This window comes from Psychrobacter sp. KCTC 72983 (genome assembly GCF_014280455.1).
Lineage (GTDB): Bacteria > Pseudomonadota > Gammaproteobacteria > Pseudomonadales > Moraxellaceae > Psychrobacter > Psychrobacter pacificensis.
The window spans coordinates 379,002-395,043 of sequence record NZ_CP060390.1; the positions used below are offsets into that span (position 1 = coordinate 379,002).

Below are 16,042 nucleotides of genomic sequence, written 5' to 3' on the forward strand. Positions count from 1 at the left end.
TGAATCAAACAGCAGAAAGGTAAATATAAAAACGCGCCAATTCTACCTGAAATCAGCGCGTAACCATAAACTTTTAAAAGTTTACTGAGTAAATAGCGCCTAGACGATAATCAGTATCAGTACCGCAACCACGATCACTGCACCAAACAGTAACTGATAGCGCTTGATACTGTGCTGCTCTTGTTTTTGCGTCGTGATCAGCGCTTGCGCTTGCTCCCATTGAAACACAAGGTTAGCCGCCTCTATATGACCATTATCTGCCGCTTGCTCTAGCCAGTATTTACCACTATCAATATCTTGCGGCATGCCTACCCCTTGATAGTACAGCTTGCTAAGTAAACGCTGGGCACGGCTGTCGTTTTTGCTAGCGGCTTGCTTCACCCATTCCACGCCAGATTTTTTAGCTTCCTCATCATCTGCCGTGAGTCCTTCGCCAAGCAACTCGTACATGGCCAAGCGTAGCATGGCAGCCGTATTACCCGCTTCTGCAGCCGCCTGTAATGCTAGCAATGCTTTATTTTTTGCTGCTATATGATTGTCTGAAAACACAACTTGGCTACGCGGTTTATCCTGCTTGGCAATGTGCTGCTCAAACTGATCGAGGACTTTGCAAGCTTGCTGATATTCAGTCACGCCTGCTGTTTGCGGCACCTCAATCTCGTCTAAATCTATGAGCAGCTGTGTAAACATTTCTGGTGTCGGTGGGGTTTTCACAAATGACTTAGGTTTAATAACTGGCGATTCTACCTTCGTCAGCTCAGGTTTTATTTGAAGCTCTGGTTGGCGCGGCGCGGTACTCACTAATGGTTTAGATACAGTAGTTGCAGCAGAAGGGCGCTCGATATTGGCTGATACTATATTAACATCATCGAATTCATTATTTACTGGTACGTCCTCTGATGCCTCATAATGACTAACAGGTTGACTTGTACTGATAGTCGTACTCGAATCTGTCGTTGAGTGAAGGCTTTGGGTCGTATTATGCGTTGCTGACTCAGTCTTTAAATAACTAAGAGTATCTGTATTATTAGCTTGATCCAATAAATCTGGCAATCTTGCGCTGACTGCTTGATACAACCCACCAGCTACTTGCCCGCCTTGTACCGCTTCAAATAGCCGATCAATATTGCCAAATAGACGCAGCCCTATTGGCTCTAAAGGAAAAAATAAAGGCAGCGCATCAGTAGCCGCATTATTATCACCATAGCCAACGGCCATATGCTGATAAAAGTCATCGGTAATCAATGACAGCTCAGGATAGCGTTTGCGTAGCTCAAACTGCCCATACCAATGGGGCTTATTTTGCCACTGCTGTGCCAATACGCGACCTGCATAAAACGCCAAAAACACCATAAAGTTGCGATAGTGCTCATCGACCAGTAACGTTGCCTCGTTCCATATACCGCCTTTCATCATGTCACGGCGCACCTGAGACAATAGTGTATCAATACGCTGTAAGCTCTCAAGCGACTCATCTAGCGCACAATTATGTAGCTCTGTCTCATATGCGATACCACCTGCGATAGGACGCCCAGCTAAAAAATCTTGCCAGTAGCCTTCTGCAATATAGTCAAGTGGTGTTAAGGGCGAGGCAGACATAGACAGGCGTGTCCTTTTTTAGATAAGTTGATTATAGAGACAATGATAATGATTAAAAATATGAGCATAAAAAACACGGACAGGTTACCTTAACCTAAAATTGAGCGTGCTACAATAAAGGACTAAACAAGCGTACAACATTATCAAATAAGCGTTTTGATCCATGGCGCTGCTGCCACTCTTCATTGCCCAAAATACGGCAGCTTTGTAAATATATTTCTTGACAGTCAGCCACTTGAGCGACCATCTCTGGCGTATAAATCGCCAAGCTGACTTCCATATTTAAATAAAAACTGCGCATATCAATATTGACCGTACCAAACAGACAATAGTCGTCATCGATAACCACGGTTTTTGCATGTAGCAACCCCCCTCGAAATAGCGCAATGGTCACGCCAGCATCGAGTAGCTCTTGATAATAAGCTTGTGAAGCATGCTGCACCAAAAACGAATCGACTTTTTCAGGAACAATAATCGTCACCTCAACGCCGCGCTTTGCCGCTATCGTCAGTGCACCTGATAGCGACTCATCGGGTACAAAGTATGGGGTGGTAATACGAATACGCTTATTGGCACGGTGAATCACAGTCACTAACGTATTGTAAATCACATGCGCTGTCAGCTGCGGTGCTGACGGTATGAGCTGTGCCATCACCTTGTCTACGACAGGCATCTTCGGTATCACAATTGAAGTGCTACCGATACCTGGCTGCTCGTGATAATCAATGTGATCGCTCAATACTTTTACGCGACTGTTTAAGTCGTTGATGGTCGGATCCATCACATAGAGCTTTCGCGTATAGTTATTGACTCGCTGATTGAGCGCATCTAGGTTTTCATTGTTTTCGGCGCCGATATCAGTAACAATAACTTTGGCCATGGCGGTATTGATACTAATAGAGTGCTGGCTGGTGGTTCTAATCGCCACATCAATCCACTGTCCGACATTTTTATTTTGCTTAAAAAACCGTGGATCAACCAAATTAAAGCTACCGATATAGCCAATATATTCGTCAATGACCACCATCTTACGGTGATTACGTAAATCAGAGCGCTTAAATAGTGTCTTAAGCAGTCCCACTGGCAGCGACTGATGGACAAACACACCGGCTTTTTCTAATTTACGATGGGCACTACTATTAATAAAACTAAAGCTACCTACACTATCAGCCAATATGTGACACTCAACGCCGCGCTGAGCGGCTACTGACAACGCCTCTATCACATCGAGTACTTTTCCTCTGGGATATACAATATAAAACTCCATAAAGACAATGCGCTGCGCTGCATGGATATCCTCAATCAAACGCTGAAAAATCGATGCAGGATCTGTTAACAACTGCATATTGTGATCTGGAAACACGCCAAACCCTGTCCAGCGCGTTCCTATTTGGCTCACACCGCGGTATTTGATGGGTAGCAGATCTTGTCCTTTATCAAACACTAGTTGCTCGCGCCGTGCCATGTCATTCATCATGATGCTTGCTTGATCCACGCGCTCACGGTAGCGTCGTCCAATCATCGGCTCGCCTAGTAGTATGTATGCAATCAGACCGAACACGGGCACGGTATAAAGCACTGCAATCCAAGCAATGGATACACCAATATTACGCTGCACTGATACAACGCGTAACGTCATAACAATCATCAGTATAATATGAAATATCAGACCTAGACCTGCGTACTCTCCCCACGTCCAGTTAGTAAAGATCTGCCCAATCGTAAAAATATCTATGCTGGCCTCCCTCAATCATGCTCAAAAAACAAAGTATCCGTAGTATAGTAGCTTTTCGCTGTCAAACAACTGCTAACGATCATAACCTGCCTCTAAAAAATACAAGTAAGTATCTACCATATATTACTGTTTTTAATACCATTAAAAATTTATTTCCGATTATTTCATAAAATAGTCAAAATAACATTTGACAGCCAAGTGTAAATCTATATAATACACACCCACAGCAAGGGGACTTACTTAGATAAGCCCAGCTGATTAAGTTAACATTGAGTGTGACAGCTGATGATAGCTTTAGAAGTTGAAAAGCTTGATTGCTTTAAAAGCTTCAGAAAATTCCCTTTAAGGAATTTTCTCTTGCGAACCTAAAATTGCAGTGCAATTTTTTAACGGTTCTCAGGGTGATTAGCTCAGTTGGTAGAGCGTCTGCCTTACACGCAGAATGTCGGCGGTTCGAATCCGTCATCACCCACCACTTTTTAGCAAGTGGGCTCTTTAAATAAGAGCAAAAAGCTAAGACGACCTAAGCAGCGGTAGTTCAGTTGGTTAGAATACCGGCCTGTCACGCCGGGGGTCGCGGGTTCGAGTCCCGTCCGCTGCGCCATATTTAAAACGAATTTAGACTGTAAAGTTTATACAAGTTTCGCCTCAAACATTAGCTTGCTTGAGGTTTTTTTGTGTCTATAAAATAATTTATTATTATAGCTTTCATATTTTATGCCTTCCCGTTAGGAGCAACTTACTCCTGATTGTCATATATAATATAAAACAATCAACAGACGCTTTATCTTGAAGAATGAGCGACTTCTTTAGCTTAACGTGGCAAAATGATGATTTGATCACAGCTGATAAAACCTCCCAAACTTTAATCGCTATAACATGCATAATAGAGCTCTCTGTCGGAGAAATTTTCAATGCATAATAATCTGATTTATGAAGCTTATATTGGATTTTTGCTAAAGTCTCTATTTTGGGTAGGACTCATATTTTTATTAATTGTTGCATTAATTATTATTATAGATACGATATTCGTTTTATTTGCTCCACGCCAAAAAGCTATGGTTATTAGAGCTGATATCGTACCTTTATGAAGAGAAAATAGATTGGGTAATCCTCATGCCATATTCATCTTTTATGAATTCGACTATAAAGGCAAAACTTATAAATGTACTAATCTAAATTCATTTAAGAATAATTATAGAAAAAATTTAATCTAGATTACAGTGACTCAAATTATGTACGAGATATTTCTTCTGTATATTATGTTTTTATCTTCTTTACTAATTACAGTTTTTATAGCAGGATGTTTCCTGATAGATGCACTTGTTTGTCTATTTGGAGAAAAAATTAATTGTAAAGTTGTTTCATATAATATCTCACCTTTTGGCGAAAAGTTTTATATAGGACAATGGCACTCTATCAGTGTTACCTATGAATACGAGGTATCAGAAGAAAATCATAAGAACAGCTTACTTAACTCTACAAATTCTGTAATGAGGCTAAGTTATGAAAGTGCCAATGCAAGATTACTAAAATGTATGGATAAAAGTAAGATTTATGTTATTAGGTCGTTTCCTAATATATCGATGATAATGCCTTTTAATCAGGATCTTAGATATTATCTAGGATTGATATTTAGTGTCTCATGCCTATTATTTTCAGGTTTAAAAATTTTTTAGATGACATAAAAATTATTAAAACATGATTGGTTTAGCCTTTCACGTTGAAAATCTTAGGTAGTAACTCTGTTCGCTACACCATTTCTTGTAAACAGCTAAAACGAATTTAAACCTTTGGGTTTAAGCAAGTTTCGCCTCAAACATTAGATTGTTTGAGGTTTTTTTGTGTTTGTGTTTGTGTTTTTTGTCTATGTTCCTTCTAATATAACTACCTCTCGATAAGCATCTATTTTGTATTCGCAATAGTTATAATCATCCAACGGACGTGCAGGTATTTTAGTATTATGGACGCTGACTCATGCGACTCACACTAGCAATCAACGCCACCATCACTACGCCCATGATAATCAAAATACCAGACATCATATGCGCTGCCTCATAGTTGAGCGCTTCAACTTGCTCGTATATCGCAATCGACACCACCTTGGTCTCACCTGAGATACTCCCCCCTATCATCAACACCACACCAAACTCACCAATGGTATGAGCAAAGCTGATTAAACTACCCAAAATAATACCCACGCGCGCTTGCGGTAAGGCTACTTTGACGAAGCGGCGCAGACGACTGGGTTCTAACAGATGCGCGACTTCCGTGACACTTTGCGGAATACGCAAAAACTGTGCATACACTGGCTGTATATAAAAAGGCAGTGAGTAAATAATAGACCCAACCACTAGACCTTCAAAAGTAAAAATAAGCGGACTAATATTGTGCTCAATCAGCCATTGACCGATACCCATACTTGGACTTAGCAGTAATAATAAATAAAAGCCAATAACCGTAGGCGGGAGCACCAGAGGCATGGCAATGATGCCCATGAGCAGAATTTTGAAACGCCCAACTGCCTTCTTTTGACTTGGTTTGGCAAGCCAATAAGCCATAGGAGTTGCAAACAACAGTAAGCATAAGGTCGTGATAGAAGCGAGCTTAATACTTACCCAAAATGGACTGAGCATATCTGACATAAGAGACTGATCGATCATATAATGTCACGGCTCGTTTTATAGGTAGCGTGTCTAGGCTAACGGATTACTGTATGGGCAGGTAGCCTGCTTGCGCGAAGTGCTGTTGTCCTGCATCCGAGCGCAAGTAATCAGTAAACGCCGCTGCTGGGACTGTATTATTGATAACGATACCATCTTGTAAGATGGCTGGATAGGATGTTTTTGGCACAGTAATAAACTGCTCAGGTTTGGCTTTTATCGCAACGAGTTGAGACTGCGCCACAAACCCATAATCCACGCTACCTGTATGGGCGTACTGAAATACTTGACCAATATTTTCTGCCTGTATCAGGCTTTTCTGTGCATTTAATTTGTCATATATCTTTTGTGATTGCAGATAGGATTTTGCAGATGCACCATAAGGAGCGAGTTCAGGATTGGCAATAGAAATCTTGCTATCATCTGTGAAACTAGCACTTGTAAATGCGTCAATAAGTGATGCTGGCGTAAAATCATTCAAAGGCTTTGTGACACTATAGAGCGCCAACTGACCTCTGGTATAGGTAAACGGTTGTACAGATTTATCACGCTTGTCATCAGACAGCTTTGCCGGAAACTCTTGATTGGCGGACAAGAATATATCATAAGGGGCTCCTGCCTTGATTTGAGCATATAGCTTGCCAGAAGACGCGTAAGTGACTTCGATATCTAAGTCACTTTTGTCAGAGGTACTATCAGAAACCCTATGATCCACCTGATAACTGTCAATAATGCTGGGTAAGACATCAGATAAGTTGGCTGCCGCAGCGATCCGTAAGGTTTGGTGCTCAGTTGTGGCAGTCGCCGATTCTACATTCGTACTGTTATCTGCTGTACAAGCATTTAATGCCAGTAGCAAACACGCAGAGGTACTAATAGCAGCTAGTGACCTACCCATTGTTGCTGAGCCATTTAGATGAAGCATCTTCGTAATACTCTTGCTTCCACACAGGAATGTCGGCTTTGATGGTATCTAGTATCCAGCGGCAGGCATCAAATGCTGGATAGCGATGCGCTGACACTACCCCCACCCACACTGCCACATCACCAATCTCTAACGCTCCGATGCGGTGTATGGCAATGGCATGAGTGATCTCAAAGCGCTCTTTAGCCTCTTCTATAATGGCGCGGCCTTGGTTGATTGCTAAGTCTTCATAACCGTAATACGTAAGACGATCAACGCTCGTGGCATTATTATGATTACGCACTCGCCCTTCAAAGCAAACAAACGCACCGCAGCTGTCATTGTCTAACGTACTTTTGAGCCTATCCTCATCGATGGCAATATCGAGTAACGCAAAACCGTCGCGCTCAGCAATAAGATACGCTTCATCGGTACTACGTTTGATGGTCATTGAATGGTTATGGATGTTATCTGTCATTTTTTTCTCTATTTACACTAATTGTGACGCTATAGCCGCTTATAAATATATACCTAACCACCAGCGACTGGCGTGATAAATACTACGCTATCGCCGTCATTGATTTGATCTGTCCATTTAGCGAAGTAATCATTGACTGCCACCCGTAGCTCTGCTTGCGGACGGCTAAAACGATGCTTTTGGCTAAGCTGTTCATATAGTTCAGTCAATGAGGTGTCTTGGGGTAGTTTGACAGTCTCTTGCTGACAGTTAGCCTCATCTGCCAAACTGGCGAAATACATGACATTGATATCCATCGTTGATTCGATATCAGCTTTTGTCTCAATAACACTCATAAACTTCTCCTTTTTTGCAAGCGTCCTTGCTTAATATGTGATATATCTCTGTGCTTTAATGATACTTTTTACGCTAAGCATGGCGATAATCTGACTTGCCACCTGTTTTTTTAATCAGGTGAATATCATTTATAACGATGTCATGTGATAGTGCTTTAGTCATATCATAGATGGTCAAGCAGGCAACGCTCACGGCGGTTAGCGCTTCCATCTCAACCCCCGTTTTGTGCGTGACTTTGACTACAGCACTGACGGTGATACTGCTCAGCGCATCATTATACACAAAGGTAAGGCCGATCTTATCTAGCGGCAGCGAATGACAAAGCGGTATCATATCATGCGTGCGTTTGGCAGCCATAATACCGGCAATATGTGCCGTTTGCGTAATGCTGCCTTTTTTGGTCATCCCATCAGCCGCTTTGATCTGCGCATAGATCTCGCTCGGAAAACGAACTTGCCCAGTCGCGTTCGCTTCTCGCGTCGTTGCGGTCTTGCCACTGACATCAACCATTGTGATGTCACCATTACCATCTAAGTGTGATAAAGCAGATTGATGATTTGTCTGAACGCTGTTACTCATTATATCGCCTTTTCTTAGTAATCTCTTTATCGGTATTTTTATTATGTTGGTAGCGCGGCACACGCCTGTTCAAACTCTTGAGGCATATTAAAATTGGTCAAATGCTGCCAGTCCTGAGTAAATGGCAAGGTTTTTACCATCGGCTGAATAAAGGGCATGACTCGGCGCTGACCACTATCAATATAAGCTTTCAAATCGGGTTCAATGTCTAAATGATAAAGTCCCAATAGTGGATATAAGTGACTGTTATCTTTTAAGCAAATGACGCGCTGATTAGCCGCTGTATTAATCGCTTGTTGCAATTTCTGCCATAGATCAGTGGCGGGTATTAAGCTGTCACAACTCATCACCAGTAGCCACGATGCGCGCTGATTGTTAGTTGTAAACAGATTATTCGAGCCAGTCAATGTTTGCAATGCTGATTCGATAGCAACCAACGCACCACCTGTACGAATCTGCTCATCATTATCCGCGTCAAAATCAGAAACGTAGTCAGCAATAGGCGTAACGGGCGAACTGGGTTTGTTCAAAGTAGCATCTGAATCAACATAAAAGCCGCGCCCATTATCCGCAATCAAAATAGGAACTTGCAACTCGCTGGCATGACGAACATGATAATTTAGCAGCTGCTCACCTGTCGGCAGAGTGAGCGTCGCCTTTGGTGTTCCCATACGTTTGGATGCTCCGCCAGCTAAAATAACTATACCTGCCAAGTTGTCCGAACTATTTGAGCAACCCATTATTATGCCATTGCCTGTCATTTTTGGTTAAATAGCTGTCATGGCTTAATCATTTATCATCAATCATTTATAAATCAGTCATGACTGGGGTTTTGTGCCAAAAAATGCGGCACAAAGTTACACGGACGAGTACGGCTATCAAACTGCTCTTTTAGGATATTTTCCCAACCAGTTCGGCACGCGCCCGATGAACCTGGTAGACAAAAGATACCGGTACCATTGGCCATACCAGCCAATGCCCGCGACTGCACCGTAGACATACCAATCTCGTCTTTTGAGATCAAACGGAACATCTCACCAAAACCATCAATCGACTTATCAAATAGTACGCTGACAGCTTCTGGCATGCTATCTCTAATAAAGAACCCTGTACCACCTGTTGTGATGACCGCGTGCACGTCTGGACTGGCAATCCAGCCACTAATGACCGCTCTAATCTGATAGATATCATCAGTGATCAGCTGACGGTCTGCCAAATGATGTCCAGCCTCGGTCAAGCTATCGGCTAGATATTGACCTGACGTGTCTTCTGCCAGCGTACGGCTATCAGAAACAGTCAATACCGCAATATTAAGAGGGGTAAACGGTGCAGCAGGCTTACTCATAAAAGATCCTTTATAGATATAATTTTATAAATGTATTAAAAAAAGCTTATGTCAGAAAAACGATAGCAAAAACAGCATCAGTTATCATCAGAATTAGAGACTCAGAATGCCTTAACCACCGATTATCGAGAGATTGTGCATGATACCACTGTTCGAGTCATGCAGATGATGATGCTCAGGCTTAATCGGCATAAAGCTATGTAAAGTGTTTACCAGTCCTTGGATATCGTTTTGTTGTAAGTATGGACGAATATCGTAATTACCTTGGTCAAATAAGCACAGATGCACCTTGCCCTGACTACTGACTCGCAAGCGGTTACAAGTATCACAAAAGTGCGCCGCATAAGGGGCAATCATACCAATACGGCCGACATAATCAGGGTGACTGTACTCGACCGCTGGACCATCGGCACTGCCACGCTCGTGTGGCTGCCAACCATGCTCTAATAAATAATCCGTGATGATATCAGACTGAGCATGTTGGGCAAAAAACAAGTCGCTATTGTCACTGGTCTGCATAAACTCAATAAAACGATACGTTACTTGCCTGTCTTTGACGTAGTCGATCGCGGCGATCAGGTTTTCAAAGGCAGTCTCTGCCATCAAGACGCTATTTATTTTGAGTTTGATATCCGTCGTTTCTAGCAAGGTATCCATATCCGCCAATATCTGCGGTAAAGTATCAAAGCCAGTCATTTTGTGAAAAGTGGCCGCATCAAAACTGTCCATACTGATATTGAGCTGATCAAGTCCAGCCGCTTGCCAGCTGGCTAAATGTTTACCCAACTTATAAGCATTGCTGGTCATCGCTACTGTTTCAATACCGTCCGTTTGCTTGATCGTTTCGATAATTTCGACAACATCACGGCGAATGGATGGCTCACCGCCCGTAATTCTCACTTTTTTGGTACCTACTTGGGCAAAGCCGCGCACCAATGTCGCAATTTCAGAAACGCTCAACTCATCGTCAGGACGTTTGCCTTGATAGCCATTTGGCAAGCAGTACTCACAGCGAAAATTACAAAAATCCGTAATAGATAGACGCAGATATGTCAGACGGCGCGCAAACCCATCCGTTAAAGGCTGATGGATTTGGGTTGCCTGATCAATCGGCATCACTAAATTAGACGGTATATAGCTGTCAGACAGCACAGGTGCTGACGCAGGAGAGTACAGTTTTGGGCTGTCTATTTTGATATTGTTGTCATTCATATATTACTGCCATCAGTATTGCTTGCCATAAGCGTTACTTTATTATTCGTGTTTAGCATCCCATTGCTAGATTGCTTTTTAATTTCGTTCCATCATTTTATAGCAGATTGGCAAACGGTGAATTAGCGATGCAACCAAGGAAACGGCTGTACGGTAACCTCACCACCAGATACTACGTTGCCACTGTCTTTGTCTAATACAATAAAGCAATTGGCGCGGCTCAGCTGTTTTATTCTGTGTGATTGTTGACTCAAAAAACATTCCACTTGGTAATGACCCGCCTCATCTTGTGACAATACGCCGCGCTGAAAGTCTTTGCGGCCCGGGAACTTTTTGATGTCATTTGTGAGTTTAGCGTTGATCGTTAGCGGCATCGGCTGCTCGGACACACTCGCACCTGACATCTGCCATAATGCGGGTATCACAAACTGTAGCGCGCCCACAACTGTGGAGAGCGGATTACCCGGTAGACCAAAATACAATACGGGCTTATCGAGATTTTTATTTAACTCGCCAAATACGAAAGGCTTACCAGGTTTCATCGCCACTTTATAGTGGTTGATTTGCCCAAGCGTTTCGATCACCGTCGTCAGAAAATCATAATCGCCGACTGAGACGCCTGCTGTCGATATGAGCACATCACAGTCTTGCATGGCTTCGTTGACCGCAGCTGTCGTCTTATCCAAATCATCAGGAATGATGCCATAGTCACGAATGATTATAGGTAAATCCGACAGTAAGCTTTTGAGCGTTGGGGTGTTTGAATTATATATTTGGGCTAGATGTTCCAGCTCATCGCCAATAGCGACGAGCTCATCGCCTGTCGCGAGCACACCGACGACGAGTGGTTGAAACACGCTCACTTCGCTGATACCTAAATTTGCCAGCAAGCTGATATCGGCAGGATTAATTCGTTTTCCTATCTTTAGCACAGCTTCGCCAGACTCAACCTCTTCGCCTTGCGCACGGATATTATCGTTGGTTTCGGCCGTTTGCGTGAGAGTGATGCTGTACGGCTGAGTCTTATCAATGGTCGCTTTGATATCAGCAAAATTAGTATTCTCTTGCATGATGACCGTATCACAACAGTCAGGGACGACCGCGCCAGTAAAAATACGCACACCCTGCCCTGCTTTTGTCTCACCAGCATAGGCACTGCCTGCTTGAGACTCACCAATGATTTCAATCGTCTTGCCTTCTGACAGCTCACTTCCTTTTGCAATGGCATAACCATCCATAGCAGATAGATTCTGTCTTGGCACATCAAAAGGTGATGCAATATCTTGCGCGAGTATGTGGTTACGACTGTCTAATAGATCGCAGATATTGACGGCTCTGTTGGGAAGCGGGAAGTCAGTATTATTATAATCATTGATACGCAGCTTTATTGCCGCTTGTAATTCTTCCATAGTAATCATAAAGGTATGCTCTTTTGATCGTTCTCATTATTTGTGATTGAATCTTTATTATTAAAAGCTGTCCTTAGAGTCTATCATTCACAGTATCGATTTTGTTGTATTAACCTTGTTCTGATAAGTTTTGAAGATTGCGAGATCAAGCCAACTCAAATATTTGATGATTATCACAATATTTATTCATTCAATAAATTTCAGCAAAATCAGACATAGCCTGAGGCAAAAAAAGCACCTTGGCAAGGTGCTTTTTGTAGAGCAAGGTAACATGCTTAATTGATGATTAATGACTGATTTATAATAGCTAAAAGCGATTATGAATCGTGACCTTCATACGGTGTATAAATACCGTCAGCTTACCTCACCAGCCAGCCAATGAAGAGGCGCTATTTTGAGTGATGAATCCATCTGGCGTTTGCCCATTATCTGCTTGCCAGCGCTGAAATGCCATACGAGTATTGGTGCCCACGATACCATCAGCACCTTTGGTATCGTAACCCATACTCGTCAGACGGCGCTGTAAGTTGGTCACTTGCGTGGTTGATAACGGACGCTCATAGCGGGGCCATGATTTTCGCAGACCACTTTGTCCATCAATCGTTTTGCCCAATAGGCTCACCCCTAGCGCATAACTCGACGAGTTATTGTAAACCTTGATAACATCAAAGTTTTGGCTTAGCAGCAATACGGGACCATCTTTACCAGCTGGCAACCATAGCTCCATCTGAGTATTGGCATCTAAATAGACGTCATCTATCGTATCGACACCCATCGCCGCCCATCTGGCTGCAGGTTGCTTACTCCCCATCAGTGAATAATCAAACGAAGCAGGTACAGTCGCCTCATAAAAAGGTGCTAGACCGCGCACCCAGCCTGAGTTGCTCAGATAGTTGGCAGTAGAAGCGAGTGCATCACCTGTGGCCCAAGGGTTACGGTGACCGTTGCCATCACCATCAACGCCTTGCTTGAGCCAAGTCTCAGGAATAAACTGCGTTTGTCCCATGCCGCCTGCCCAAGAACCATCTAATTGCGACCATGATACGTCGCCACGCTGGAGTAGCGTCGCTAAGGATAATAGCTGAGCTTCTGCAAATTCTTGACGACGACCATCGTAGGCCAGACTGGCAAGCGAGCTTGGCAAATCACTGTTACCTGTGACCGCGCCATATGACGACTCCATACCCCATATCGCTGCGACAATCTCTGCATCAACACCATACTGCGATTCTAATTGAGACAAAAACGCACGCTGCTCTGCAAACTTGCGCTTACCTACGCTCACACGCCCACTAGAGACAGCAGAGTCCACATACTCCCATGGCATCTTAGAAAACTCAGGCTGTCCTGAGTCTAATGAGATAACTTGCTGATTCAGATAAGCGGAATCGAGTAATCGGCGAATGACTCCCGCATCATAGCCTGAAGATATTGCACGCATAGAAAAGTCTGACTTCCAATCAGAAAAACTGCTATAGCTTGGCTTTGGGGCGGGCTGCGGCTTAATAACTGGCGCTGGTGTTGGCTTGACCTGCACCGTTTGGGTCTGCGTGATCTCAACGCCGCCTTGGCGCACCGGTTTTTTTTGCATCGCTTGTTGGCTTGTACACCCAACCATCACGAGCGCTGGCATCAGGGTGAGGTACTGTTTTTTTAATCTCATAAAAAGTCTCAAACATAAATAAATAAAATGGACCAAAGCCGCCCAGCCATCAGCGACATGGCTGAATACTAACGTCCAAGTACCGTACGTGGATCAATCGGATTGCCATTTAAGCGAACTTGGAACTCCAGCCCCACTTGATTGGTCTGACCACTGCTACCCATCGTCGCGATACGCTGGCCACGCTGTACCGTATCCCCTTCTTTTACCAGCAATTGGCTATTGTGTGCGTAGGCCGTGATGTAATCATCACTATGGCGGATCATAATCAAGTTGCCATATTCTGGTAGACCGTTGCCTGAGTAAAGCACCGTTCCTGATTGGCTAGCAAGTACTGGATCACCGATATTACCAGCAAACCACATGCCCATATTGCCCGCCGCTGGATCAATGTTACGCGTCACTGGATTGCGAGTAGGATAATCATAACCAAAGGTCGAATTGGCAGTTGCCTCGTATGCTGGCGTTCGAGACTGGGTTACAGGTGGGGTATAAGTTGGTTGCGACTGTGCTGGTCTGCTATAGCTATTGTTACTCGCTGTGGTCGCTGCACCGCCCTGCCATAGTTTGAGCCATTGCCCACTATAAATCGTATATCTACTGTCCAGATTATTTAGTGCGCCAATCTGACGATAGTTAAGACGATAGCGCGCCGCAATTTGGCTGACCGTATCGCCACGTTGTACGTGATGGTAGTTAGGGACGCCTTGTGCGTTGGTAATAATCTTAGGACCTACTTGGTTTGGTGATTGATAAGTAGGCTTGGTTGCACAGCCGACTACAGACAAGGTAGCAACTGCCATAGTGCCAATCAACGCCGCCTTAGCAAGGTGCGATCCGGTCATGATTCTTTTCATACAAGGTTCCTGTTCTTTGTGTTGCTTATCTATTGTTTTATCATCCAAAAGCGCTTGATATCACTCAAAAGCCTCCAGATATTGTTACTACAATTAGCGATCTAGCAGATGATTTATATCACTCGTACAGCAAGCGATATGGTGATTATCACCTATGTCATTGATAATCATATCCTATCGAACTTATAAATCTAGTGCCAAAAGCTTATCCAATGCCCGCGCTGGGGTATGATGTAGACGTACTGGCGACAAACTGATGTATCCTGCTGCCACTGCTTGATCATCCGTCATGCCCGATGTTAATACAACATTTTTTTGATTGGTTGATTTAGCTGAAATGTCTAAGGGTCGCTCATTTTTGTGCTTGCTGTTTTTACATTTTCGTAGAGACAGCCAGTACGCATCTCGGCCGCGCGGGTCAATCATATGACGCACGGGCCGGGCGATCTGCTTGTGTCCCAACGAGGTAACCTTTCGCCCTTTGATATCACTGCTGCTATCCATATCAGGAATATTAACGTTTAATACATGATAGGGCAAACTTTTGAGAAACTCTAAAATCGAGGTATCAGTGAGCAATTTGACAATTTCATTTGCCGCCACTTGATAATCACTGGCTGATTCTTGTCCACCATTTTTTACGCCGCCACCTACCAAAGACGTGGCAATAGCAGGTATGCCCAATAGTTGCGCGGTCAATGCCGCGCCAAAGGTACCAGAAAACATCACGTCCTGTCCTAAGTTTGCACCTGAATTGATACCTGTAATGACACAGTCAAAATCCACGTCACGGTATAGCTCATGCAGCGCCAGATGGACACAATCAGCTGGTGAACCATTGACCGCTATAAATCCCGATGGCAATTGATGCGTATGCAATGGCTTTGATACACTCAATGCACTAGCATAGCCACTCTGCTCCTCGTTTGGTGCGACTACCACGACCTCACCGATGGTGGATAGTGCTTGAGACAGTGCCAATAATCGGCGCATACACCCCATCATCATTACTAATTAAAATCTTCATGTCAGCTCAGTATGTTTGTGTCAAACCGTCTTTCTAGTAGAAAGTTTTGCTACCGTACCATATCTTTATTCGTATAAAAATAGCAACCAAAGGCTAGGGCGTGTTGAACATTCGCAAATAGGCACTGCTGATCGCTAAAATTGTTCCAGATAAGGCACAAAGCGACGATAATGCAGATGCCTTAGCGAGATTTGTAACGCAGTATGGGGCAATTTTAGCATCAGCCCCAACGATA

14 protein-coding genes and 2 tRNA genes are annotated in these 16,042 nt (G+C 43.6%); 2 read left to right on the forward strand and 14 right to left on the reverse strand.

The annotated features are described in order from the left end of the window. Nucleotides 1-99 precede the first annotated feature (99 nt). Complete coding sequence (locus PSBA01_RS01495; RefSeq protein ID WP_186474852.1) at nucleotides 100-1,599, reverse strand: tetratricopeptide repeat protein; 1,500 nt, start codon at nucleotides 1,597-1,599, stop codon at nucleotides 100-102. 109 nt (nucleotides 1,600-1,708) lie between these two features. Further along, nucleotides 1,709-3,238 carry a cardiolipin synthase gene (locus tag PSBA01_RS01500; RefSeq protein ID WP_228724613.1) on the reverse strand — a complete coding sequence of 510 codons (1,530 nt, stop codon included), beginning with the start codon at nucleotides 3,236-3,238 and terminating at the stop codon, nucleotides 1,709-1,711. A 495-nt stretch (nucleotides 3,239-3,733) separates the two neighbouring features. Between PSBA01_RS01500 and PSBA01_RS01505 the strand changes: the two genes are divergently transcribed. Further along, nucleotides 3,734-3,809 (forward strand) — tRNA-Val (locus tag PSBA01_RS01505). 52 nt (nucleotides 3,810-3,861) lie between these two features. Further along, nucleotides 3,862-3,938: transfer RNA gene (locus PSBA01_RS01510), tRNA-Asp, on the forward strand. A gap of 1,357 nt (nucleotides 3,939-5,295) precedes the next feature. On the opposite strand, the gene modB is transcribed toward PSBA01_RS01510, so the two are convergent. The 12 genes from modB to surE form a co-directional block, all read right to left on the reverse strand. Then, the gene (gene modB, locus PSBA01_RS01515) at nucleotides 5,296-5,997 is read right to left on the reverse strand and encodes a molybdate ABC transporter permease subunit (RefSeq protein ID WP_071003402.1); all 702 of its coding nucleotides are present in this window, start codon (nucleotides 5,995-5,997) and stop codon (nucleotides 5,296-5,298) included. 46 nt (nucleotides 5,998-6,043) lie between these two features. Then, complete coding sequence (gene modA, locus PSBA01_RS01520) at nucleotides 6,044-6,895, reverse strand: molybdate ABC transporter substrate-binding protein (protein ID WP_186474853.1); 852 nt, start codon at nucleotides 6,893-6,895, stop codon at nucleotides 6,044-6,046. Next, the gene (locus tag PSBA01_RS01525) at nucleotides 6,888-7,379 is read right to left on the reverse strand and encodes a molybdenum cofactor biosynthesis protein MoaE (protein ID WP_186474854.1); all 492 of its coding nucleotides are present in this window, start codon (nucleotides 7,377-7,379) and stop codon (nucleotides 6,888-6,890) included. Before PSBA01_RS01525 ends, modA begins: the two co-directional genes overlap by 8 nt. A 53-nt stretch (nucleotides 7,380-7,432) precedes the next feature. After that, nucleotides 7,433-7,714, reverse strand: a complete 282-nt coding sequence (locus tag PSBA01_RS01530) for a MoaD/ThiS family protein (RefSeq protein ID WP_071003397.1) — start codon at nucleotides 7,712-7,714, stop codon at nucleotides 7,433-7,435. Between the two features lie 73 nt (nucleotides 7,715-7,787). Next, nucleotides 7,788-8,294, reverse strand: coding sequence for a cyclic pyranopterin monophosphate synthase MoaC (gene moaC / locus PSBA01_RS01535; protein ID WP_186474855.1), 507 nt, complete (start codon nucleotides 8,292-8,294; stop codon nucleotides 7,788-7,790). A 41-nt stretch (nucleotides 8,295-8,335) separates the two neighbouring features. After that, the gene (gene mobA / locus PSBA01_RS01540) at nucleotides 8,336-9,034 is read right to left on the reverse strand and encodes a molybdenum cofactor guanylyltransferase (protein ID WP_186474856.1); all 699 of its coding nucleotides are present in this window, start codon (nucleotides 9,032-9,034) and stop codon (nucleotides 8,336-8,338) included. A gap of 74 nt (nucleotides 9,035-9,108) precedes the next feature. Next, nucleotides 9,109-9,639: a molybdenum cofactor biosynthesis protein B gene (gene moaB, locus PSBA01_RS01545; protein ID WP_186474857.1), complete on the reverse strand. Its 531-nt coding sequence runs from the start codon at nucleotides 9,637-9,639 to the stop codon at nucleotides 9,109-9,111. Nucleotides 9,640-9,750: 111 nt separating this feature from the next. Continuing rightward, nucleotides 9,751-10,851, reverse strand: coding sequence for a GTP 3',8-cyclase MoaA (moaA, locus tag PSBA01_RS01550; RefSeq protein ID WP_186474858.1), 1,101 nt, complete (start codon nucleotides 10,849-10,851; stop codon nucleotides 9,751-9,753). A gap of 122 nt (nucleotides 10,852-10,973) precedes the next feature. Continuing rightward, on the reverse strand, nucleotides 10,974-12,269 hold the full coding sequence (glp, locus tag PSBA01_RS01555; RefSeq protein ID WP_186474859.1) for a gephyrin-like molybdotransferase Glp: 1,296 nt from the start codon (nucleotides 12,267-12,269) through the stop codon (nucleotides 10,974-10,976). Between the two features lie 355 nt (nucleotides 12,270-12,624). Then, nucleotides 12,625-13,923, reverse strand: coding sequence for a lytic murein transglycosylase (locus PSBA01_RS01560; RefSeq protein WP_186474860.1), 1,299 nt, complete (start codon nucleotides 13,921-13,923; stop codon nucleotides 12,625-12,627). A 68-nt stretch (nucleotides 13,924-13,991) separates the two neighbouring features. After that, nucleotides 13,992-14,780, reverse strand: coding sequence for a M23 family metallopeptidase (locus PSBA01_RS01565; RefSeq protein ID WP_186474861.1), 789 nt, complete (start codon nucleotides 14,778-14,780; stop codon nucleotides 13,992-13,994). Between the two features lie 183 nt (nucleotides 14,781-14,963). Continuing rightward, nucleotides 14,964-15,773: a 5'/3'-nucleotidase SurE gene (surE, locus tag PSBA01_RS01570; RefSeq protein WP_228724614.1), complete on the reverse strand. Its 810-nt coding sequence runs from the start codon at nucleotides 15,771-15,773 to the stop codon at nucleotides 14,964-14,966. Nucleotides 15,774-16,042 lie beyond the last annotated feature (269 nt).